Genomic DNA, 20010 nt, shown 5'->3' with positions numbered 1-20010 from the left:
CGGTCGATACTGTGCGTGCAAGAAGTGTCCGCCCAGGAACCATGACCCAAGGCATCCAAGCCCATAGCGCCCGCATGAGTACCGTCCGACCCCTGGTCCCGGCCTCCGACCTCGATGCGGCCGCGTTCCATCAGGCAGGACACATCGCACTTTGTGTGTATTACGGCATCCGGGTACGTGAAATCCGGGAGCCAGGCACGCCCCCGGTGGACCTCGTCCTCGAAGCCAGCATGCCGGATACGGCAGCCACGGCCGAGTCGTGGTTCAAGATGTACGTGGCGGGTGGCATTGCGGAAGAGCGGTACTGTGCCGAGAACGGAAAGCGGGCCCCCGATGCCGCCTTCGGCTCCGAGGAAGACCGGCTCCGCATCCGCAAGATGTGCCTCCGATTCCACCCCGCTGCCACGACCAGCATGGCCGTCATGAACCGTCTGCTGGAAAAAAGTGCGCGCAGCGTGCGCATCCACTTCGCCGATCCCCGCATGTGGGGAGCGGTCCGTGACCTTGCCGCCCGCTTGAAACGGCTGGACCATACGGTCCGTGGCGAGGAAAAAGATGCGCTACTCGAGGTTGTCCGCGACCATCTGCGCGGCTGAGCCCAGGACCGCTGCGGCCCGGCGCCCGGGGATGCGTGCCTGGGTGACTTCCAGCGCCTGACGCGCCTCGCCCAATCGTCCGGCATCGGCCAACGCTTCAGCCAATAATTCCCGGCTCGGCTTCGGGATTTCCGGCGGGCCGAATTCAAGCGGCAATGCATCTTCCATGTCGGCTGCTTCGGTCAATCGGGCCAGTCCTTCCTCGGTTCGCCCCCCCTGCAGGGCGGCCAACCCCTCCACCTGCAATTTCATGATGCGGTTGCCTGCGGGTTCGTCCGGAATGGTGGCCAGCAGGGACGTGACATCCACCTGCTCCCCGGCGCGCATGCGCACGACGGCGTCCGTGGCGTACACGCGCACCCGAGAATCGGGCCATCCTTCTCCCGCGGTGGGCGAACGACCCGCGGCCGGATCTCCGGACCAACGGGCAATGAGGGACGGATCTCCCGCATCCAGCAGGTGATGGGCCCGCATGCTCGACCAGTAATTGCCGGCCCCGCCGGAAGGCCCGCCCTGGGCATCCACCCAGGCCTGGCACGCATCCATGAGCGTTTCCGCCTCGGCGAATTCGCCCTTCTGCAGGTGCCCGTAGTGCTGCCACGACGTATAGTGACCGCAGGCCCAGGGTGCCGGATCCTGTTCACCTCGCTGCGAGACAATGGTTTTCGTGGCCAGGATATTGTTCTCGATGACACGGTCCCACATACCGAGCGCAAGGAAAATATGGGTCGTCATGTGTTGCGCATGTCCGGCACCGGGCGCGATGTCGGCATAGGCATTGGCGGCCTCCAGGCCCAGTTCCGCATGATCCGGATCGTCATAGGAATGGATGATGTAGTGTGCCGCACCGGGGTGGCGGGGATTGCGTTCGAACAGGGGTTCCACGATGGAGGCCGCCCGCTCATAGGTGGCGTAGTCGCGTACGCCGTTCGTGAGGCCCAGGATGGACAAGGCATAGAAGGCCCGTGCCTCGTCGTCATCGGGATGCGCCTCGTGCAGCCGGCCCAGCGCTTCCGAATAGCGTCGGTCACGTTCCTGCTTGTCGCCCTCGCCGTAGAGCGCTTCCACGGCATCCAGGTACAGGGCTTCCCGTTCGGTGGGCGCGAGCGCCCGGCGGGCCTCCGGCGTCGGCGCCAGCTTGGCCAGCACGGCCTGGGCGGCTTCCGGGTCGGTCTGGCGCCAGAGCGGATGGTTGTGCGTCATGGCCTCCCCCCAGTACGCCAGGACCATGGTGCTGTCCAGGGATTGTGCGCGCTGGAATTCCTCCTCGGCGAAGCCGTATTCGAAGCTGTGCAGCCACAGCACCCCGCGATGGAAGGCTTCCTGGGCCTCGGCGGCCCCGGAGTTTCCGAACCGGATCTGGCCGAGGCCCTCGATATCGTACACCTGCTGGCGCTCCGTGCACGCCGCAAGGGTCAATGCGGCAATCAGGAGGAGTCCGGCAGAGCGGATGGGTGTTCGGGGAGTGAACATGGGGAATCCGGGATGGTGGATAGGCGTGCGGCTCGACAGCGCAATATATCGGTTCCGCACATGACGATCGGCAACCTTTGCCCGAAGGCGTGGGTAAGCCCAACATGAACTGGTCGAGTCTCCGATATTCCCTCTATTCGCCCGTCTACGACCTCCTGGCGGCTCCGCTGGCGGGGGCGCGGCGGCGGGCCGTGACGCTGGCAGCCGTCCGGCCGGGGGATCGCGTCCTGATTGTCGGATGCGGCACCGGCCTCGATCTGCCGCTGTTGCCCGAGGGCTGCCACGTCACGGCCGTGGACCTTTCAGGTCCCATGCTGAACAGCATGCGCCGCCGCGCCCGCGCCCTGGGCATGACCGTGGAGTCGTACCGCATGAACGCACAAAACCTCGGGTTTACCGATGCCTGGTTCGATGTCGTCCTGGTTCACCTGATTGCCGCCGTCGTACCGGACGGAAAGGCCTGTCTCCAGGAGGCAACGCGGGTCCTGAAGCCCGGCGGGACGCTGTCCCTCATGGACAAATTCCGCTCCGACGACCGCGAACAACCGGGACTCGTGCGCCGCGTGTTGAACATCCCGGCATCCCTCCTCTTCTCGGACATCAATCGCCGCTGGCAGGACCTCGTGGCGGGTTTGCCGCTGGAAGTGGAGGCCAACGTCCCGGCCGCATTCGGCGGGATCTGGCGCGCCATCCGGCTGACCAAAACGCCAACCGGACCATCCTGAGCCTTACCGCGCCAGCGCCAGGATCTCGTCCGCATGCCGCACGGCGCGCATGAGGAAGTCCGCCTCCAACCGGAGGCGTTCGTCCGGTGTCAAGGCACCCACACCCGCCGCGCGCCGGGCCCGGTCTGCGAAGTGAAGCGCCATGGCCGCCGCCACCGAGATGTTGTAGCTCTGGACGAATCCCGTGAGTGGCAGCACGATGGACGCATCGGCCAGCGCCAGGAGTTCGGGACTCACGCCGGACTTCTCGTTGCCGAACACCAGCGCGGAGCGCATCGAAAAATCCACTTCATCAATCGGAACGGAGGTCGGGTCCAGGTGCGTCACCAGGATCCTGTAGCCGGACGCGCGCAACGCCTGCACACAGTCGACCGGGGATTCCCAGAAGGCCACATCCAGCCACTTGTGGGCGCCTTGTGACGTCCGGCGGGAATGCTTGGGCGGGGTATCCCCCTTGATCACATGGAAGGATTGCAGTCCCAGGCCTTCCGCTGTGCGCATGACCGCGTTCACGTTGCCGGTGTTGGCCACCCCTTCCACCACGGGAACGATATGCCGCGTCCGCGCGGCCACGACGTCCCTGATGCGCACCATCCGCTCCGGCGATACGTGCGGTTCGAGCAGTCGGATGATCTCCTCCGGTGGAAACGCGGCAGCATCGGCGGAGGGGGCACCCGCATCCTGCTCCAGACGGGCCAGGTCCTGTTCGGCTTTCTCGCGATTGGTGGGTCTGGAGGGCATGGGCTGTTTCCGGGGAGGTGGGCGAAGGCATGAAGCCGTGCGACAAAATAGCGCGTTCCATCCGATCGGACACGCCGGGAACCCGGCCGGACCGCCCCGCATGCAACCCCGCAGGTTGAACCCACCCACCCACCCAACACCCACCATGCAGTTGACCGATAAAGTGGCCGTCGTAACCGGGGCCAGTTCCGGACTCGGTGCCCGTTTCTCCAAGGATCTCGTCGCGAAAGGCGCCCAGGTGTTCGGGCTTGCCCGCCGCCAGGACCGGCTGGATGCCCTGGCCGAAGAGCTGGGTCCCCGTTTCACGGGCATCGTCTGTGACGTCCGCCTGGAAGATGCGGTCAAGGACGCATTTGACCGTATTGGCGATCGCGTGGATATCCTCATAAACAACGCCGGCCTGGGAAAATTCGGCCCGGCGGACGAGATGTCGCTCGAAACATGGCAGCAGCTCATGGACGTGAACCTGACCGGCGTTTTCCTGTGCACGCGGGCGGCCATTCCGCTCATGCGGGCACAGAATGAAGCCGACGGATTCGGGGGACATATCCTGAACGTGGCCTCGGTCGCCGGACTCATCGGGAATCCGAACGTCGGGGCCTACAACGTGACCAAGTACGGACTCCGGGGCTATTCCGAGTCGCTCTTCAAGGAGTTGCGCAACGATGGCATAAAAGTGACCTGCATCTTTCCGGGGTCCATCGAAACGGAGTTCTTCGAACAGGCCGGCGTGCCCATTTCCAACAACCCCATGCAGGCCAAGGACGTATCGTCCACGGTCATCCATGTGCTCGAAGCACCGGACAACTATCTGATTTCCGAGGTGGTCATGCGTCCACTCCGACCGAAGACGTGACGGGCGTGTATATTCGGGTCCGCCCCCTTGCATCCATCTCCCGAACTGCCCATGAAACGTCGTGAATTCGTCCGCAACGCCTCACTGACCGCCGCCGGAGGCGCCCTGCTGACCGGCTGTGCCGCGGCCGACGACGGCGCACCCGCCATCCAGACGAATCCCCGCGTGCAGTGGCGCCTGGTATCGAGTTTCCCCCGGTCCCTCGACACGATTTTCCACGCTGCCGAAGTCATGGCCAATAGGCTCGAGAGCCTGACCGATGGCCGATTCACGGTTCGGGTTTTCCCGGCCGGTGAGATGGTCCCGTTCGACCAGGTGCTGGACAGCGTCCAGAAGGGTACGGTCCAGATGGGGCACTCGGCGAGCTATTATTTCACGGGCATGAACCCGGCGCTGGCGTTCGACTGCACGGTCCCGTTCGGACTGAACGCCCGGCAGTTCAATGCCTGGATGTACCACGGGGAGGGACTGGAACTCACCCGGCGCATGTTCGCTGATTTCAACGTCCGCAACTATCCGGGTGGCAATACCGGCGTCCAGATGGGCGGCTGGTTCCGCCGGAAAGTCGACAGCCTGGCCGATCTGCGCGGATTGAAGATGCGGATACCCGGCCTGGGCGGTCGGGTCATGGCGGAAATGGGCGTGAATGTGCAGGTGCTCGGCGGTGGCGATGTGTACGCCGCCCTGGAGACCGGAACCATCGATGCCACCGAGTGGACCGGCCCGTATGACGACGAAAAACTCGGATTCTGGCAGGTCGCAAAGAATTACTACTACCCGGGGTGGTGGGAGCCCGGACCGGGGCTGAGTTTCTACATCAACCAGGACGCCTGGGCCCAGCTTCCATCCACCTACCAATCGGCCATGGAAGCGGCCTGCGCCGAGGCCAACGTCGGCATGCTGGCCTCCTACGACGCCCGGAATCCCCCGGCCCTGGACCGGCTCCTCCAGAAGGACATTGCGCTGGAGCCGTTCTCCAACGATATCCTGGTCGAGGCGCGACGCATTGCCCGGGATCTGCTGGAACAGGAGGCCGCTTCGAATACCCAGTATGGTGAAATTCACGCCTCGTACAAGGCCTTTGCCGACGTGTCGAACCGGTGGATGAATGTGGCCGAGCAATCCTACAGTACGTTCGCATTCAATCGCTGATCATGGCCATCCACGCGATCACCACCTATTGCTCGTCAAGCAACCGGATCCACCCGGACTATCACGACGCGGCAGCGTGGGTGGGCCGTGCGCTGGCCCTGCATGACCTGCAGCTCGTCTACGGCGGTGGAGCCGTCGGTCTCATGGGCACGCTGGCCCGTGCGGTGCATGAACAGGACGGCCACGTGGTCGGCGTCATTCCGCACGCCCTGAAGGACAAGGAGGGCATTGCCTATGAACTGGCCGATGAGCTCATCCTGACGAATACCATGCGGGAACGCAAGCGGATCATGTACGAGCGGGGCGATGCCTACCTCGTGCTTCCGGGCGGGTACGGCACGTTGGAGGAATTCATGGAGGTCCTGACGCTCCGGCAATTGGGCTACCACAACCGACCCATCGTACTCCTGAACCTGAACGGGTTCTGGGATTCGCTGATGGGTTTCTTCGCCGAAATGAACGAACAGGGATTCATCCGCGCGTCCGGCGAACCGCTGTTCCGCATCATCTCCGATCCCGGGGATGTCATTGAGGCCCTCAACGACTCACTATGAAGAATCATCATTTTCCGGTCACCCGGATGGCCCGGTACACCGCCAGCGGGGACGTATCGGCCGAAACATGCGAGTTGATGGTCGCCCTGCATGGCTATGGGCAGCTCGCTCCGGACTTTGCGGCGGACCTGACGTCCACGCAGGATCTGCTGGTTCCGGGTCGGGTCCTGGTGTGCCCGGAAGGCCTGTCCCGGTATTACACGAACCACCGCGAACGCACGGTGGGCGCCTCCTGGATGACCCGGGAGGAGCGGGAGTACGAAATCCTGGACCACGTGGCGTGGCTCGATGCGCTCCTGGAGCACCTTCTGGAGGAGGCACCCGACCACCTGCGCCTGCGCGTCCTGGGATTCAGCCAGGGAGCGCCGACGGCCAGCCGATGGGTCGCCAACGGAGCCGTGCAGCCCGACCAACTCATCCTGTGGGCCGCGCCCGCAGCGGACGACCTGAGCGATGAGGAATGGGCGCTCCTGGCCGATGTACCCGAGATCGTGGTGGTGGCCGGTTCGGATGATGCACTGTTTCCGCCAGACCGGGTGGACCGCGCCATGGCCACGCTCTCCGGTCACGGATGCGCCGCCCGGCTCGTCACCTTCGAGGGGGGGCACCGGATGGACCCGGATGTCCTGGCCTCGCTTATCGACCCCAGCTGACCAGTTCCGGCCACAGGATGATGGCCAGCAGGCCAATCATCTGGATGACAATGAAGGGCACCGCGCCGCGATAAATCTGGGCGGTGGTTATGCCCGGGGGAGCCACCCCACGCAGATAGAAGAGCGCGAAACCGAACGGGGGCGTCAGGAAGGACATCTGCAGGTTCATGCCGATCATGACGCCGAACCAGATGAGATCCACCCCCAACAGGGCGGCCGCCGGCACAAGGAGTGGGATCACAATGAACGCGATCTCAAAGAAGTCGATGAAGAACCCCAGGATGAAAATGGCCAGGTTGGCCACGATCAACAGGCCGATGACGCCTCCCGGCAGGTTAGTGAGCAGCCCTTCAATCCACAGGTCGCCGTTCAGGCCGCGGAATACGAGCGCAAACGCGGTCGACCCGATAAGCAGGAACAGGACCATGGACGTCAGCTTGGTCGTTACGTCGGCGGTTTCTCGGACGGCCTTCCAGTTCAGCCGACGGTTCGCAGCCGCCAACCCCATGGCTCCGAGTGCCCCGAGTGCACCCGCCTCGGTGGGCGTGGCGATCCCGGCGAAAATGCTCCCGAGGACCAAGAGGATGAGCACCAGCGGGGGCATGAGAACCAGCGCCACGCGGCGGAGCAGCTTCGACAGGTCATCCGGTCGCGCCTCGGGTGGAAGTGCCGGGGCCTTCCGAGGCTGGAAGATGGCTACGCCCCCGCAATAGGCCGCATACATCCCGGCCAGCATGATGCCCGGGATGAGGGCGCCCCGGAACAGGTCGCCCACCGACACGCCCATCTGGTCGGCCAGCACGATCAGTACGACCGACGGGGGAATGATCTGTCCGAGTGTGCCCGACGCCGTGATCACGCCCACAGAGAGCTCCTTGCTGTAGCCATAACGCATCATGACAGGCAGCGAAATCATGCCCATGGCTACCACACTGGCGCCCACGACACCGGTTGCCGCGGCCAGCAGGGCCCCCACGAATACCACGGCCAGGGCCAATCCCCCGCGGACCGGACCGAACACCTGACCGATGGTGGTCAGCAGATCCTCGGCCAAGCGGGATTTTTCCAGCATGGTCCCCATGAAAATGAAGAAGGGCACCGCCAGGAGCACGAAGTTGGACATGATGCCGAACGTGCGGTCCGGCATGGCCAACAGCAGATGCCAATCGAAGTATCCCATTTCGACGCCGATGAAGGCGAAGATCAGCGCGGTCCCTCCCAGGGAGAACGCCACCGGAAAGCCCGAGAAAATGAGCAGCAGGGCGCCGACAAACATCAGCGGGGCAAGGATATCGCCGTTCATGCGGTCGGCGCCCCTCCCAGGCGGATGGTGGCCAGGGACCGGCAACCGAGCGAAATGCCCTGGATGAGCACCAGGATGAAGGCGAGCGGTACGACGGTCTTTATGGGGTAGCGGGGCAACCCACCCGGATCGGGCGACATTTCCATGACGCTCCAGGAATTGACCACGGACGGCCAGGACACCCAGAGCATGAGCACGCAGAACGGGATGAGGAACAGGACCGTCCCACCCAGGTCAATCCAGGCCTTCCCGACCGGACCCAATCGGCCATAGAGCAGATCCACCCGGACATGGGCATCGTGTTTCAGGGTATACGCTGCCCCCAACAGGAAGAGCACGGAAAACAGGTACCACTGCAGCTCGATGTACATGTTCGAACTCAGCCCGAGTCCCGTCATCCGGTCGGTGTACCGGGCAAAGGTGTTGAACGCGGCAATCAGCACCATGACGAGCGCGACCCAAATGATCCACTTGCCGAGCCGGTCCTGGGCACGGTCGATGGCATTGGCGACGCGGATGAGCGGGTGGGTCATGCGGGCAATCTACGACGCATCGGTATCTTCCTCACCTTCCTTCCGTGACCGCCAGTACGCCAGGCGCTCGGCGATGGTGCGTTCGTATCCCATATCGCTCGGGGTGTAGAATTCGGACCCCTGCATACCATCGGGCAGATACTGCTGGGGAACGTAGTGATTCCGGTACGCATGGGGGTACAGGTAGCCTTCCCCGTGACCGAGGCCCTTCTTGTCGCGGGTACCGTCCTTCAAGTGGTTCGGAATGTCGTCGGTACGTTCGTTCTCGATGTGCGAGAGAACGTCGAAGAACGCGGCCGTCGTGTTGCTTTTGGGGGCCGTTGCCAGGTACAGACAACACTGGGCGAGGTGGAACCGGCCTTCCGGCATGCCGACGTACTCGAAGGCTTGCGCGGCCGAAACGGCCACCTGGAGTGCGCGTGGGTCGGCCAACCCGATGTCCTCGGCGGCAAAGATGAGCATGCGCCGCAGGATGAACCGGGGGTCCTCGCCCGCATAGACCATGCGCCCCATCCAATACAGGGCCCCATCCGGATCGGAGCCCCGCATGCTCTTGATGAACGCGCTGATGGTATCGTAGTGGGCATCACCTTCCTTGTCGTACAGCACCGCCCGCTTCTGGATGGACTCGGCGGCCACATCCCGCGTAATCCGGCGCTCCCCGTTTTCGTCCTCGGCGGTCGTTTCCACCGCGAGTTCGAGGGCGTTCAGCAGCGAGCGGGCATCGCCGTTGGCCGTCGACACGAGATGGGCGAGCGCGTCGTCGTCGAGCGTGACCTTCATGCGGCCGTATCCCCGCTCGGGATCGGTGAGCGCCCGCCGGGCGGCATCGGCCAGATCCTCCTCCGTCAGGCTCTGCAGTTCGAACACGCGGGAACGGGACACGAGGGCCTTGATGACCTCGAAGTACGGATTTTCGGTCGTGGCGCCGATGAAGGTGACGGTGCCGTTTTCGACGTGTGGAAGCAGGGCGTCCTGCTGGGACTTGTTGAAGCGGTGGACTTCGTCAATAAACAGGATGGTCTTCTGTCCGTGCAGCCGCAGGCGCTCCTCGGCGCCGTGGATGGCCACCCGGATGTCCTTGACACCGGCCAACACGGCATTCAGGGTCACGAAGTGCGAGCGGGTCGTTCCGGCAATGATCCGGGCGAGCGTGGTTTTTCCGGTACCGGGCGGGCCGAACAGCAGGAGCGACGTGACGCGGTCCGCCTGGATGGCGCGCCTGAGCAGGCGACCTTCCCCCAGGATGTGTTCCTGGCCCGAGAACTCGTCCAGGGTGCGCGGACGCATCCGATCGGCAAGAGGTGCCCGGCTGCCGCGCAGCCGCCGGGCGGACGCATCGAACAGATCATCGGTCATCGTCATGCATCTCCAGGAATAGTGAACGAATGCCCTCTTCAAACAACGTTGCGCCACCCTGGGACGGATGACGCACATACGTGCAGTCCACGTCCAACTCCGCCAGCGCCCGCTCCGCCTTGCGCCCCACGGCCACGACCCGACACGGTCCCACGGCGTCCAGTACCGCACGGACCACCGGCAGGAATCGCTTGATCTCCGCAACGCGGGGCGTGCGGATACTCATGGGCGCACCCTCCTTGAAGGGATGATACGGAACGGCGTTCCAGGTGAACACCGAATGGTGCCAGGGCTCCAGGATGCGCCAGTAGATGCCTGCGCTGTACTCCGGGAGCGGCTCGCCCATCCGGCTGGATTGCCGGCCGTGAATGGGAAATTCCGGATCAACAAGTTGGGCCTCGCTGGTGATAGGGACGCCCGAGAACCGGCATCCCCAGGGCCCCGGAGCCTCGGCCAGCAGGACGACCGACGGCGTCTGACTACGCTCGGTAATGTAGCGCTCCAGGTTGCTGCGCCGGATGGCGACGGCATCCGGAAGGTCCCGTTCCGCATCGTAGGAAGCGTACGGATTGAACAGACCTGGACCCGGGTCGTCGGTATACAGGAGCGCCTTCAGGCGTTCGGTGAGCGATGTCGCGTCCATTGTGTCAGGATCGTGGGCAGGATCAACGAATTTTCCTTATAGACGGTCGATTCCGGGGCGGATTCCAAGTTGACAGTGTACAGTTATCCTACATTGCGCTTGATCATAATCTGCCCATGATTGCATATACAATCATTATGGAAACTGCCAAACTACACGTTCAGGACCAGGAAATTGAACTTCCCGTATCGGTCGGTACGGAAAACGAAGTCGCCATCGGCATCAAATCCCTGCGTCCGTCCACCGGCGTCATTACGATGGACCCCGGTTTTGCCAATACGGGATCGTGCGAAAGCGCCATCACCTTCATTGACGGGGAGAAGGGAATCCTGCGTTACCGCGGCTATTCCATTGAGGAGTTGGCCGAGAAATCGACCTTCACCGAGGTGGCGTACCTGCTCCTGTACGGCGATCTGCCCACGGCCGAACAGCACGAGAGCTTCCGTCATCAGCTTCGGCGGCACAGCCTGCTGCACGAGGACATGAAGAAGTTCTTCGAGGGCTATCCGCCGAGCGCGCCGCCCATGAGCGTGTTGAGCACCATCGTGGCATCGTTGGCCGCATACTATCCGAATTCGGATGCAAACGAGGACCTCGACCTGAACATCATCCGGCTGGTCGCCAAGCTCAACACCATTGCGGCATTTGCTTACAAGAAGTCGATTGGCCAGCCCTATGTTTATCCAAGGAATGACCATTCCTATGCCGGGGATTTCCTGCATATGATGTTCGCCGTTCCAGCGGAGGAGTATGAGGTCGACCCGTTGCTTGAACGGACCCTCGACATGCTGCTCATCCTGCATGCGGACCACGAACAGAATTGCTCGACGTCCACGGTCCGGATGGTCGGAAGTTCGGGCGCTGACCTGTTCTCGTCCATTTCAGCCGGAATCCAGGCCTTGTCCGGTCCTCTGCATGGAGGGGCCAACCAGGCCGTGATCGACATGCTGCAGCGGATTGAGGACGACGGCCGCAACATTGAGAAATACGTGGACATGGCCAAGGACCGGAATTCTGATTTCCGCCTGATGGGCTTCGGACACCGGGTGTACAAGAATTTCGATCCGCGTGCCCGCGTCATCAAGAAGAAGGCCGATGAAGTGCTTTCGCAATTGGGCGTGGATGACCCCTTGCTGGACATCGCCAAGAATCTTGAGCGAATTGCACTTGAGGATGACTTTTTTGTCGAACGGAAGTTGTATCCGAACGTTGACTTCTATTCCGGAATCATTTACAGGGCCATGGGGATTCCTACGAACATGTTCACAGTCATGTTTGCCCTTGGCAGACTGCCCGGCTGGATCGCCCAGTGGGTCGAAATGAAGAAGGATCCCGATACGCGTATTTACCGCCCCCGACAGATCTACACGGGAAATACGCTTCGGAAGTACGTTCCTGTTGAGAATAGGTAACTCCTTTTCTATCATGGACATCACCCGTTCCCGCCAAGCTGACCAGGAGGTCAACTTTATGAAACTCTGTTACAAAGCCACAGCATTGCTCCTGTTGTCGTTCGCCATGTTATGGCCTGCGACCGCCCAGGCTCAATCCGAGCGCGGCGAAAAAACCATTTACTTCCGCCCGCATGTGGGGCAGTCCTACTATTTCGGTGACAGCGAAAAATCCCCCTTCAACTTCAACGGGGAGCTGTTCGACGAATTCCCGTGGAACGCCGGTGCCGAGATTGGCTGGAAGTTCTCCCCGACCTACAGCCTCGGCCTGGCCTTCCGCTACGGTAACTATTCCAACATCACGGTCTTCCAGCCCGGCACGGTGGTGGATGATCACTCCAATACCCGTTGGGGCGTGAGCCTGCTGGGTCGCAAGTTGCTCACCAGCGGCAAGATCGCTCCGTATCTGTATGGCGGCCTGAACGTCGGCGGTGGCGAAACCACCGTGTTCAGCGTAGGCTGTGCCAACAACGTCGCGGGTGCCTGTACGACGCAATCCGAGATCGGGTACGGCCTCTCGGCCGGCTTCGGACTGGATTTCTTCATCAGCGAGCGCACGTCGTTCTTCCTGCAGACGGGTGTCGATGCCATGACACCAGACGATGTCGCAGACGGCCGCGACAACAACGGTTTCACGTCATTCGACTTCCTCGGCGCCAACACGCTTGGATTGAACATCAACCTGAAGGGCTTCGTCCCGGTTGAAGTAACCGATGTCATCTGCCCGGCCGACGCATTCGATGCCGGAACGCCCATGACGTTCACCGGCAACATCAACGAGAACGCCACGCAGCCGGTTGAATACATGTGGCACTTCGGCGATGGTACGAGTGCTGAAGGCCCGACGGTTACGCACACGTTCAACCGTGCCGGCAGTTATACGGTCGGCCTCACGGCCACGAACGGTGCAGGCAAGGGTCGCTCCGTCAAGGAATGCAACGTGACCGTGCTCGATCCCTGTGTCCCGGCCCAGATCACGGCCATGCGGGCATCGAACATGAGCCCCGACACGCAGACCGAGGTCCATTTCACGGCCAGTGTGTCCGGCTCTGAAGCCACGGAATACCGCTGGAACTTCGGCGACGGCAACACCGGCACCGGTGCCATGGCCATGCACACGTATGACCGGGCCGGTACGTATACCGTGACGTTGGAAGTGGAAAATTGCGCCGGCGTCGTCCGCCGCACCATGACCATCACGGTCGTTCCGTTCGAAGCCGCCATTTGCCGCGAAATCACGGAAATGAACTCGGCGTTCTTCGCGCAGAACTCCTCGGTCCTCACCGATGAAGCCCGCGCTGCGCTGCAGGAAAACCTGCAGATCCTGCTTGAGTGCCCGAACCTGAATGTCCGCCTCGAAGGCTGGGCCGCTCCTGGCGAGCGCCGTCCGTCCGAGTTGTCGGAAGACCGGGCCCGGGCCGTCGAGCAGTTCTACGTGGACAATGGTGTGGCTGCCAGCCGTATCGTGACGCAGGCCATGGGCCGCGCCTCGGGTACGAGCAAGAAGGAAGGTGCCAACCAGTACCGCCGCGTGGACACGATCCCGGTTCGGTAGAACCACCGATCGGTCCTGATTGACGTTTCGAATGAGGGGGGCGGCCGCAAGGCCGCCCCCCTCTTCTTTTTTGGGCCTGCTCGGCGTGGAATTGCTCAGCGCAGAAGCAGCAGGTGCTCGGCCACCAACTCGACCAGCAGGTCCAGCAGGACGGGATCGTCCTGCACGTCCTCGGCGCCCGCTCCCTCCACGGAGCACAGGGCCCGCGCAAACGGCTCGAAGGACGCATCCAGTTCCAGGCACTCCCCCCGGACGAACAGGCGGAGCACGTCACCGCCCGGCGCGAGTCGATGCAGCACCTGGTACGGCGCCAACCCGTGGAGCCGCTCACCGCCCGCCAACCGTGCTTGCAGTTCGTCCGGCGTCAGTTCGGGACCCGCGTCCAGCTCGGCGTATCGGCGGGGCTCGGTAAGCACCATGCCGAGCGTCCGGTCGGCCTCGGCGGCCACTTCCGCCAGCAGTCCCCGGGCAAACGCGAGCGGCGCATCATCCAGAACACCCGGGACGGTGGCCGCCTTCAGGTCGGGATCGCCATAGCGCCGATCCGGGTCCAGCCCGGTCATGGCCTGTTCCAGGAGCGCTCCGGTGAGCTCCACCGCCGAGGGCGCGCGGCACCCGAAGGAGAACGTCATGCAGGTGTCCAGGGCCACGCCGTAGTGGGCGAACCGGGGGGGCAGATAGAGCATGTCGCCCGGTTCCAGGACCCATTCGGCATCGGCCGTGAAATCGGCCAGGATGGATACGTCCAGGTCGGGAATGAGGACCTCCTCATCCACAGGCGAGAGCCCGATCTGCCATCGCCGGCGGCCGTGTCCCTGCAACAGGAAGACATCGTAGTTGTCAATGTGGGCTCCCACGCCACCTCCCGGAGACGCCAGGCTGACCATGATGTCATCCAGGCGCCAGTTGGGGAGGAAGGACACATGCTTCCAGAGCGCATGCACGGCCGGGTCCATCCTGTCCATCTCCTGGATGAGCATGGACCACACGTCTCCCGGCACCGGATCCAACTCGTCCGGGTCGAAGGGGCCTTCCATCAGTTCCCAGGGATACGCACCCCCCTCTTCCACGATGAGCCGCGTTGCGGCATCGGGTCGCGTTGCCAGGTCCAGAAAGGCGTCGGGAGACACCGGGGAGATGAATCCGGGTACCGCCTGGCGCACCAGGAGAGGCTTCTTTTGCCAGTATTCGGAGAGGAACGCGTCGGGGGTCATCCCGCCCAGGAAGGATGAGGTCATGAGAACAACCGGTTCAGGATGTAGAGGACAGGAAGGAGCAGAAGGAGTGCGAACAGCCAGGCCATCCCTTTCCGGGTGGTGGACAGTTCCGGAAATTCGTACTGGCAGTACGGGCAGGTTTCCGCGTTTTCAGGCACGTCCAGGCCGCAGGACGGGCACTCGCGTTCGACATCGACAAGATGGGGCATGGAATGGGGCGGGCTGGTTCGAGAGGGCCGCGTGACCGGCACGTCTCAATGTACGGACGCGCCACATGCCGTCGAACGTCCACCGCACATCCGCGTACGGGTCCATCATGCCCTTGCCCGTGTACGTCCATACCGTCCTGTCCCGCGCCGAGTGGACCGAAGCCCGCAATGCCCATGCGGAGCGGGTGGACCGACTCATCGGCCGACACGTGGAGCGGAGGTCCCGACACGAGAAGGATCCCGTGGCGGATTTCCTGTTCGAGTACTATCGCTTTCGTCCCTCCGCCCTGGCGCGCTGGTCACCGGGTTTCGGATGGGGTCTGGAGGATGCGCCCGCCGATGTCCTGGACGCCACGCTGGCCCGCCGCTCCGGAGATGGTGTCACCCATCTGGACGCCGAGGCGTTTCCGATGCGCCACCTGCCAGGCACCCGGTTCATCCGTGACGTGCTGGAACGGACGCAGGGACGGCTTCCCTTGTTCGGCTGCGCGGGTCTCCATGAGTGGGCCATGGTCTACCGGACCGCCGATGTGCGGCACGATCACGTGCCCCTCCGACTGACCCCCGACGAAATCGCCGACGTCGTGGAACGCGGGCCCTTGTGCTGCACCCATTACGACGCCTTCCGTTTTTTCACACCCGCAGCGACCCCCCTCAACCGGTCGGCCCTCTCGGTGGATGACATGCTGGAAAGGGATCAGCCAGGTTGCCTGCATGTCAATATGGACCTCTACCGGTGGGCTTTCAAGCGCGCTCCGTGGGTGGGCTCGGATCTCATCCTGGATGCCCTGGAACTGGCCTTCGACATCCGGGAAGTCGACATGCGGGCCAGCCCGTACAACCTCTCGGAGCAAGGATTGGTGCCCATCCGTGTCGAGTTGGACGAGGGCCGGGCCGAATATGCCGGCCTCCAGCGTGCCTTCCACCGCCGAGCCGCCCCCCTGCGGAACCGGCTCCTCGACAGCTACACCGCGTTGCTGGACGCCGTCGCGTCCGTTGCATCTGGAGACCCGGTTTCTTAACCTGAAGGCCCAGTCAACCCTGCGTCGCATGAAAGTCTCTTCGTGGTCCCGTCCGATCCTGTTCGGATTCGGGCTCTTTTTCCTGGCCACCACCGCGCTGGCACAGGTGCGCGCGAGCCGCAACATGGAATTGGTGGCCAATGTCGCATTGGGCGGACAGAACGCCCTGAACGCGGTCCTGCTGGACCAGCATCCCGACCGGCCGTTTGCGTACGCCATCGGCGCGTCGGGTTTCCATGTCGTATCCACCGATGGCGGTGAGCGCTTGTCCAGTGTCCGGCTGGATTCCGGGGACTGGGCCGACCTGGCCACGTTTCCGGTGGAAAATCGCGTTTTCGCCGCCGCTGTCGGCAGTGGCGGACTCCGGGTCTGGGACGTCACGGACCCGGCAAATCCGGAAGATGTCCGGAACCTGGGATCGGAGGCCGCCGGACGCGCCCTGTTTGCATATCGGGCTGCGGATGGTCGCCGCTTGCTGTTCGTCGCCGGTAACGGGGTTGCCGTCCATGACCTTTCCAACCTGGTCAGCGGATCCCGCCCGGACGCCCGGGTACTGTCCCTTCCGGACGCCGTTCCGGGTGAAATCAGGGATGTCTTCGTGGCCTGGCACGACGGGTCCGAAACCGAGCGCGTATACATTGCCGGCCGGGGCGGATACGCCGTCCTGGACCTTGCGACGGGGGAAACGATGGCCCTCGTGAATGATGCGGCAGTCCAACTGGGCACGTCCATTTCCGCGACGCCCGATGGGACACATCTCGTCACGACGGCCAACTACCGGACCGCCCCCGTCCGGATATACGATATCCGACCGGTGCTGGACGGTACGATTTCGCAGGTGCGCACCCCGGTCGGGGCCTGGACGGCGGATTGGCGCCATCACGCCGAACGCCAAACCGTGCGGTGGCCTTTCTTTTTCGTGGCTGCCCAGGACGACGGACTCCACGTCGTCAACATGCGCAATGCCTTTGAACCCTATACGGAAGGTTTCTTCCGGACCTGGGACGGCCCCGTATCGAAGCCCGGAGAACCGTACAACGGTGCCCGGGATGTGGATGTACGCAACCACGACGGATTGATAGCCGTCGCAGATGCCCATAGCGGCCTGTATCTCATCCGCATGGAGGGATTCCAGGGTTGGGACGGTCGTGGTTGGGGGCTGCCCAACGTGGGCCATGTCCAGGATTGGGAAAACGGACCTGTCGGACAATCGCGATGGTAAACATGAAGCGCCTTTCTGTATTCCTGCTCCCGGTGCTGCTCCTTGCGGCTCCGGCCACCGCCCGCCAGGGCATCGAGCAGCCGTCCCACCCGCCGCCGCCCGGCGAGCGCGGTTCTCCCAACATGCAGGTCCTGTCGCACATCCCGTTGGGAGCGCCCGGTTCGGTCTCGGATGTGGAAATCGAACAGGATCCGTCCCGTCCCTATGCCTATGTAGCCCGCCGCGTGGCCGAGATCGGCTTCGATGTGATTGATCTCTCGGACCCGACGAACGCCAAAGTCATCAAGCGCTGGCGCATTGAGGACGAAGACCTCCACGTGGGCGGTGCCATGGACGGGCGCTATTTCACATGGAACGGACGCGCTTATTACGTCCAGTCGGTCCAGTTCCAGCAAAGTGGCCCCAATTCCGACGTGGGAGCCATTGTTTTCGACGTGACCAACCTGCCGGAGCAAATGACCGAAGTCGGCCGACTGCGGCAACCCGATACCCCCGGCGGGTTCCACAACATCTTCATGTACCAGCACTCCAGCGGCCGGCCCATGCTGTTTGCCACGTCGGGGCAGCATGCCAAGGTCTTTGATATGGGCCGATTCGTGGACGGGGACGGATCCGAGATGGATGAGGTCATCCGGGACGACAATCGCTTCCTGGTGGGTCGTGTACCGGTAGCCCAGACCGAGAACATGTGGTCGCGTGGTTACCACGACTTCATGGTGCAATACCACCCGGAGACGGGCCAGGACCGGTTCTACGGCGGTGGAGGCAGTGGATACTATGTCTACAATGTCACGGACCTGGAAAACCCGGAATTGTTGACCACCATCCTGAATGTCCCCGGCGTATCGTGGGGGCACACCTTCACGCCGACGCCTGACGGCAACTTTGCCATTGGCGAGACCGAATTCCAGTATCAGCCGCTTCGCATCTTCGACCTCCGTCCCGGCCTCGAAGGCGAGGTGGAGAACATTGATGAGGCGGTCGGCTACTGGCACGCGGACTGGAAGTCCATTGCCCACAACCACGAAGTGCGCTGGCCATATGTGTTCGTTTCCGGATACGAGACGGGGCTTGGCGTCTTCAACATGATGGATCCGACCAATCCGTATACGGTGGCCTATTACGATACGTTCAACGGGATCCACAACGACCGCCAGGCGGCCATGGAGCGATTGGGCAGCCCCTATACGTGGAATGCCTACGACGGCGCCTGGGGCGTGGACGTACGCAATGCCGATGGCCTCATTGTCGTGAGCGATATGACGACCGGATTCTGGGCCCTGAAAATGGACGGGTTCAACCGATGGAACGGCGCCGACTGGGGCGTTCCGGACGTATCGTCCGCCCAGAATTGGTATACCAAATAATCTACAGCAAGCACAAGCCACCCTGACCACCATGCAAAAAACGCTACCCACCCTTACGCTTCTGGCGTTGGCGCTGCTCGCCGCGCCGCTGACCTCCCATGCCCAGGACCAGATGACGGTACTGGAACGCGGCTCCGACAACATGGAGGTCCTCGGTCACAAACCGCTGGGCAAACACTCCAGCGTGACCGACCTCGAGCTGGAGCAGGAGCTCAGCCGACCGTTCGCGTACGTCAGCCGGGCGTCCATCGTGGACGGCGGACCCAAGGGCATGGACATCATGGATATTTCGGATCCTTCAAACCCGAAGGTCATCCTGGAATGGCGCCTGGAAAACCAGGACCTGCTGCCCAACCGTGGCGGCATGGACGTGAAGTACTTCAAGCTGAACGGTCGCTACTACGTCGTCCAGTCCTTCGAATTCCAGGGCGGACCGGCCTATGAGCTGGGTGCCGTGGTGTTCGACGTCACGGGATTGCCGGATGCATCGAAGGTCGTTGAAGTGGCTCGTTTCATCCTTCCCGACAATCCGGGCGGGTTCCATAACATCTTCATCTACAAGCACTCCAACGGAACGCCTTACCTGCTGGCCACCACCCGCGGTGATGACGTGCGCGCATATGACCTGGAGAAGGTGGTTTCGGGTGACATGGCCAACGCCCACACCGCCACCATCCCGAATCCCATGCGAGGCATGCCCGGATTCGAACAGACCTCTTACCACGACATGTACGCCGCGTGGCATCCCGACACCGAAGAAGACCGGTTCTACGGCGGCGGTACAGGTGGCTACTTCGTGTTCGACATCACCGATCTGGAAAACCCGGAACTGCGTGTCCGTTTGACGAACATTGAAGGCGTCGAGTGGGGCCATACCTTCACGCCAAGCCCGGACGGCCGCTACGTGGTCGCCGAGGCCGAGTACCAGTACGCCCCGTTGCGCATTTTCGACTTGAAGCCGGCCTTGGACGGTGAAGTCTCCAACATCCGTACGCCGATTTCGGCCTGGACAGCCAACTGGAAGCACCTGTCCCACAATCATGAAGTCCGCTGGCCGTACGTATTCGTGTCCGGCTACCTGGACGGCCTGCAGGTCTTCAGCCTGATGGACCCCGAAAACCCCCAGACCGTGGGGTATTACGATACCTACATCGGCAGCAACAAGGAAGGTTTCAACCCCGTCATCAATGGGGCGTTCGGGGTGGACGTACGCAACGCCGACGGCCTGATCGTGATCAGCGACATGTCCACCGGCTTCTGGACCTTCCGCATGGAGGGCTTCAACGGATGGAACGGGGAGGACTGGGGCCAACCCGACATTTCCAGCGTCCAGAAGTGGGACGAAGAGTCCAAGGAAGGCACCCGGTAGGACGAAATAA

Annotated in this window: 20 protein-coding genes; 12 read left to right on the top strand and 8 right to left on the bottom strand. The window is 62.8% G+C overall.

Translation table 11 applies throughout. From position 1 onward, the window contains the following. Positions 1-74 precede the first annotated feature (74 nt). Positions 75-596, top strand: coding sequence for a hypothetical protein (locus RIE53_07490; GenBank protein MEQ9104527.1), 522 nt, complete (start codon positions 75-77; stop codon positions 594-596). Here RIE53_07490 and RIE53_07485 read toward each other — a convergent pair. Continuing rightward, positions 561-2069: a hypothetical protein gene (locus RIE53_07485; GenBank protein ID MEQ9104526.1), complete on the bottom strand. Its 1509-nt coding sequence runs from the start codon at positions 2067-2069 to the stop codon at positions 561-563. The two genes, RIE53_07490 and RIE53_07485, sit on opposite strands and share 36 nt — an antisense overlap. A 104-nt stretch (positions 2070-2173) precedes the next feature. Here RIE53_07485 and RIE53_07480 point away from each other — a divergent pair, with 104 nt between their 5' ends. Beyond that, complete coding sequence (locus tag RIE53_07480) at positions 2174-2794, top strand: methyltransferase domain-containing protein (protein MEQ9104525.1); 621 nt, start codon at positions 2174-2176, stop codon at positions 2792-2794. A 3-nt stretch (positions 2795-2797) separates the two neighbouring features. On the opposite strand, the gene RIE53_07475 is transcribed toward RIE53_07480, so the two are convergent. Continuing rightward, on the bottom strand, positions 2798-3535 hold the full coding sequence (locus RIE53_07475) for an RNA methyltransferase (GenBank protein MEQ9104524.1): 738 nt from the start codon (positions 3533-3535) through the stop codon (positions 2798-2800). A 145-nt stretch (positions 3536-3680) separates the two neighbouring features. Here RIE53_07475 and RIE53_07470 point away from each other — a divergent pair, with 145 nt between their 5' ends. The 4 genes from RIE53_07470 to RIE53_07455 are packed head-to-tail and all read left to right on the top strand — an operon-like array spanning position 3681 to position 6750. After that, complete coding sequence (locus tag RIE53_07470; protein MEQ9104523.1) at positions 3681-4391, top strand: SDR family oxidoreductase; 711 nt, start codon at positions 3681-3683, stop codon at positions 4389-4391. Between the two features lie 51 nt (positions 4392-4442). Then, a complete protein-coding gene (dctP, locus tag RIE53_07465) occupies positions 4443-5543 on the top strand; it encodes a TRAP transporter substrate-binding protein DctP (GenBank protein MEQ9104522.1) in 1101 nt (366 codons plus the stop codon). A 2-nt stretch (positions 5544-5545) separates the two neighbouring features. Then, positions 5546-6097: a TIGR00730 family Rossman fold protein gene (locus tag RIE53_07460; protein ID MEQ9104521.1), complete on the top strand. Its 552-nt coding sequence runs from the start codon at positions 5546-5548 to the stop codon at positions 6095-6097. Continuing rightward, the gene (locus RIE53_07455; protein ID MEQ9104520.1) at positions 6094-6750 is read left to right on the top strand and encodes an esterase; all 657 of its coding nucleotides are present in this window, start codon (positions 6094-6096) and stop codon (positions 6748-6750) included. The genes RIE53_07460 and RIE53_07455 overlap by 4 nt, the downstream gene beginning before the upstream one ends. Here the strand turns inward: RIE53_07455 and RIE53_07450 are convergent. From RIE53_07450 to RIE53_07435, 4 genes are read right to left on the bottom strand one after another with little or no spacing between them, the layout of a single operon-like run. Then, positions 6734-8053, bottom strand: a complete 1320-nt coding sequence (locus RIE53_07450; GenBank protein ID MEQ9104519.1) for a TRAP transporter large permease subunit — start codon at positions 8051-8053, stop codon at positions 6734-6736. The genes RIE53_07455 and RIE53_07450 overlap by 17 nt on opposite strands. Further along, positions 8050-8586 carry a TRAP transporter small permease subunit gene (locus RIE53_07445; protein ID MEQ9104518.1) on the bottom strand — a complete coding sequence of 179 codons (537 nt, stop codon included), beginning with the start codon at positions 8584-8586 and terminating at the stop codon, positions 8050-8052. Before RIE53_07445 ends, RIE53_07450 begins: the two co-directional genes overlap by 4 nt. 9 nt (positions 8587-8595) lie before the next feature. Then, positions 8596-9951, bottom strand: coding sequence for an AAA family ATPase (locus tag RIE53_07440; protein ID MEQ9104517.1), 1356 nt, complete (start codon positions 9949-9951; stop codon positions 8596-8598). Further along, complete coding sequence (locus tag RIE53_07435; GenBank protein ID MEQ9104516.1) at positions 9935-10588, bottom strand: uracil-DNA glycosylase; 654 nt, start codon at positions 10586-10588, stop codon at positions 9935-9937. The genes RIE53_07440 and RIE53_07435 overlap by 17 nt, the downstream gene beginning before the upstream one ends. Before the next feature lie 116 nt (positions 10589-10704). Here RIE53_07435 and RIE53_07430 point away from each other — a divergent pair, with 116 nt between their 5' ends. Both RIE53_07430 and RIE53_07425 read left to right on the top strand, forming a co-directional pair. Then, on the top strand, positions 10705-12000 hold the full coding sequence (locus RIE53_07430; protein MEQ9104515.1) for a citrate synthase: 1296 nt from the start codon (positions 10705-10707) through the stop codon (positions 11998-12000). 106 nt (positions 12001-12106) lie between these two features. Then, positions 12107-13594, top strand: coding sequence for a PKD domain-containing protein (locus tag RIE53_07425; protein ID MEQ9104514.1), 1488 nt, complete (start codon positions 12107-12109; stop codon positions 13592-13594). 95 nt (positions 13595-13689) lie between these two features. Here RIE53_07425 and RIE53_07420 read toward each other — a convergent pair whose 3' ends face one another. Next, positions 13690-14832: a cupin domain-containing protein gene (locus RIE53_07420; GenBank protein ID MEQ9104513.1), complete on the bottom strand. Its 1143-nt coding sequence runs from the start codon at positions 14830-14832 to the stop codon at positions 13690-13692. Then, on the bottom strand, positions 14829-15020 hold the full coding sequence (locus tag RIE53_07415) for a zinc ribbon domain-containing protein (GenBank protein MEQ9104512.1): 192 nt from the start codon (positions 15018-15020) through the stop codon (positions 14829-14831). Before RIE53_07415 ends, RIE53_07420 begins: the two co-directional genes overlap by 4 nt. Positions 15021-15085: 65 nt before the next feature. Between RIE53_07415 and RIE53_07410 the strand changes: the two genes are divergently transcribed. From RIE53_07410 to RIE53_07395, 4 genes are read left to right on the top strand one after another with little or no spacing between them, the layout of a single operon-like run. Beyond that, a complete protein-coding gene (locus RIE53_07410; GenBank protein MEQ9104511.1) occupies positions 15086-16042 on the top strand; it encodes a 3-methyladenine DNA glycosylase in 957 nt (318 codons plus the stop codon). Between the two features lie 28 nt (positions 16043-16070). Then, on the top strand, positions 16071-17264 hold the full coding sequence (locus tag RIE53_07405) for a hypothetical protein (GenBank protein MEQ9104510.1): 1194 nt from the start codon (positions 16071-16073) through the stop codon (positions 17262-17264). A 2-nt stretch (positions 17265-17266) separates the two neighbouring features. Beyond that, complete coding sequence (locus tag RIE53_07400) at positions 17267-18631, top strand: hypothetical protein (GenBank protein MEQ9104509.1); 1365 nt, start codon at positions 17267-17269, stop codon at positions 18629-18631. 31 nt (positions 18632-18662) lie between these two features. Next, entirely contained in the window at positions 18663-20000 is a 1338-nt protein-coding gene (locus tag RIE53_07395) for a hypothetical protein (GenBank protein ID MEQ9104508.1), read from the top strand. Positions 20001-20010 lie beyond the last annotated feature (10 nt).

This window comes from Rhodothermales bacterium (assembly GCA_040221055.1).
GTDB lineage: Bacteria > Bacteroidota > Rhodothermia > Rhodothermales > UBA10348 > 1-14-0-65-60-17.
Note: the sequence above shows the minus strand (reverse complement) of the source record. Positions and strands in the feature narration are given on the sequence as shown.

Excerpts from the sequence above, each read along its gene's own strand:
- RIE53_07490 (MEQ9104527.1), top strand. The coding sequence starts at position 75 with ATGAGTACCGTCCGACCCCTGGTCCCGGCCTCCGACCTCGATGCGGCC.
- RIE53_07485 (MEQ9104526.1), bottom strand. The coding sequence starts at position 2,069 with ATGTTCACTCCCCGAACACCCATCCGCTCTGCCGGACTCCTCCTGATT.
- RIE53_07480 (MEQ9104525.1), top strand. The coding sequence starts at position 2,174 with ATGAACTGGTCGAGTCTCCGATATTCCCTCTATTCGCCCGTCTACGAC.
- RIE53_07475 (MEQ9104524.1), bottom strand. The coding sequence starts at position 3,535 with ATGCCCTCCAGACCCACCAATCGCGAGAAAGCCGAACAGGACCTGGCC.
- RIE53_07470 (MEQ9104523.1), top strand. The coding sequence starts at position 3,681 with ATGCAGTTGACCGATAAAGTGGCCGTCGTAACCGGGGCCAGTTCCGGA.
- dctP (MEQ9104522.1), top strand. The coding sequence starts at position 4,443 with ATGAAACGTCGTGAATTCGTCCGCAACGCCTCACTGACCGCCGCCGGA.
- RIE53_07460 (MEQ9104521.1), top strand. The coding sequence starts at position 5,546 with ATGGCCATCCACGCGATCACCACCTATTGCTCGTCAAGCAACCGGATC.
- RIE53_07455 (MEQ9104520.1), top strand. The coding sequence starts at position 6,094 with ATGAAGAATCATCATTTTCCGGTCACCCGGATGGCCCGGTACACCGCC.
- RIE53_07450 (MEQ9104519.1), bottom strand. The coding sequence starts at position 8,053 with ATGAACGGCGATATCCTTGCCCCGCTGATGTTTGTCGGCGCCCTGCTG.
- RIE53_07445 (MEQ9104518.1), bottom strand. The coding sequence starts at position 8,586 with ATGACCCACCCGCTCATCCGCGTCGCCAATGCCATCGACCGTGCCCAG.
- RIE53_07440 (MEQ9104517.1), bottom strand. The coding sequence starts at position 9,951 with ATGACGATGACCGATGATCTGTTCGATGCGTCCGCCCGGCGGCTGCGC.
- RIE53_07435 (MEQ9104516.1), bottom strand. The coding sequence starts at position 10,588 with ATGGACGCGACATCGCTCACCGAACGCCTGAAGGCGCTCCTGTATACC.
- RIE53_07430 (MEQ9104515.1), top strand. The coding sequence starts at position 10,705 with ATGATTGCATATACAATCATTATGGAAACTGCCAAACTACACGTTCAG.
- RIE53_07425 (MEQ9104514.1), top strand. The coding sequence starts at position 12,107 with ATGTTATGGCCTGCGACCGCCCAGGCTCAATCCGAGCGCGGCGAAAAA.
- RIE53_07420 (MEQ9104513.1), bottom strand. The coding sequence starts at position 14,832 with ATGACCTCATCCTTCCTGGGCGGGATGACCCCCGACGCGTTCCTCTCC.
- RIE53_07415 (MEQ9104512.1), bottom strand. The coding sequence starts at position 15,020 with ATGCCCCATCTTGTCGATGTCGAACGCGAGTGCCCGTCCTGCGGCCTG.
- RIE53_07410 (MEQ9104511.1), top strand. The coding sequence starts at position 15,086 with ATGCCGTCGAACGTCCACCGCACATCCGCGTACGGGTCCATCATGCCC.
- RIE53_07405 (MEQ9104510.1), top strand. The coding sequence starts at position 16,071 with ATGAAAGTCTCTTCGTGGTCCCGTCCGATCCTGTTCGGATTCGGGCTC.
- RIE53_07400 (MEQ9104509.1), top strand. The coding sequence starts at position 17,267 with ATGAAGCGCCTTTCTGTATTCCTGCTCCCGGTGCTGCTCCTTGCGGCT.
- RIE53_07395 (MEQ9104508.1), top strand. The coding sequence starts at position 18,663 with ATGCAAAAAACGCTACCCACCCTTACGCTTCTGGCGTTGGCGCTGCTC.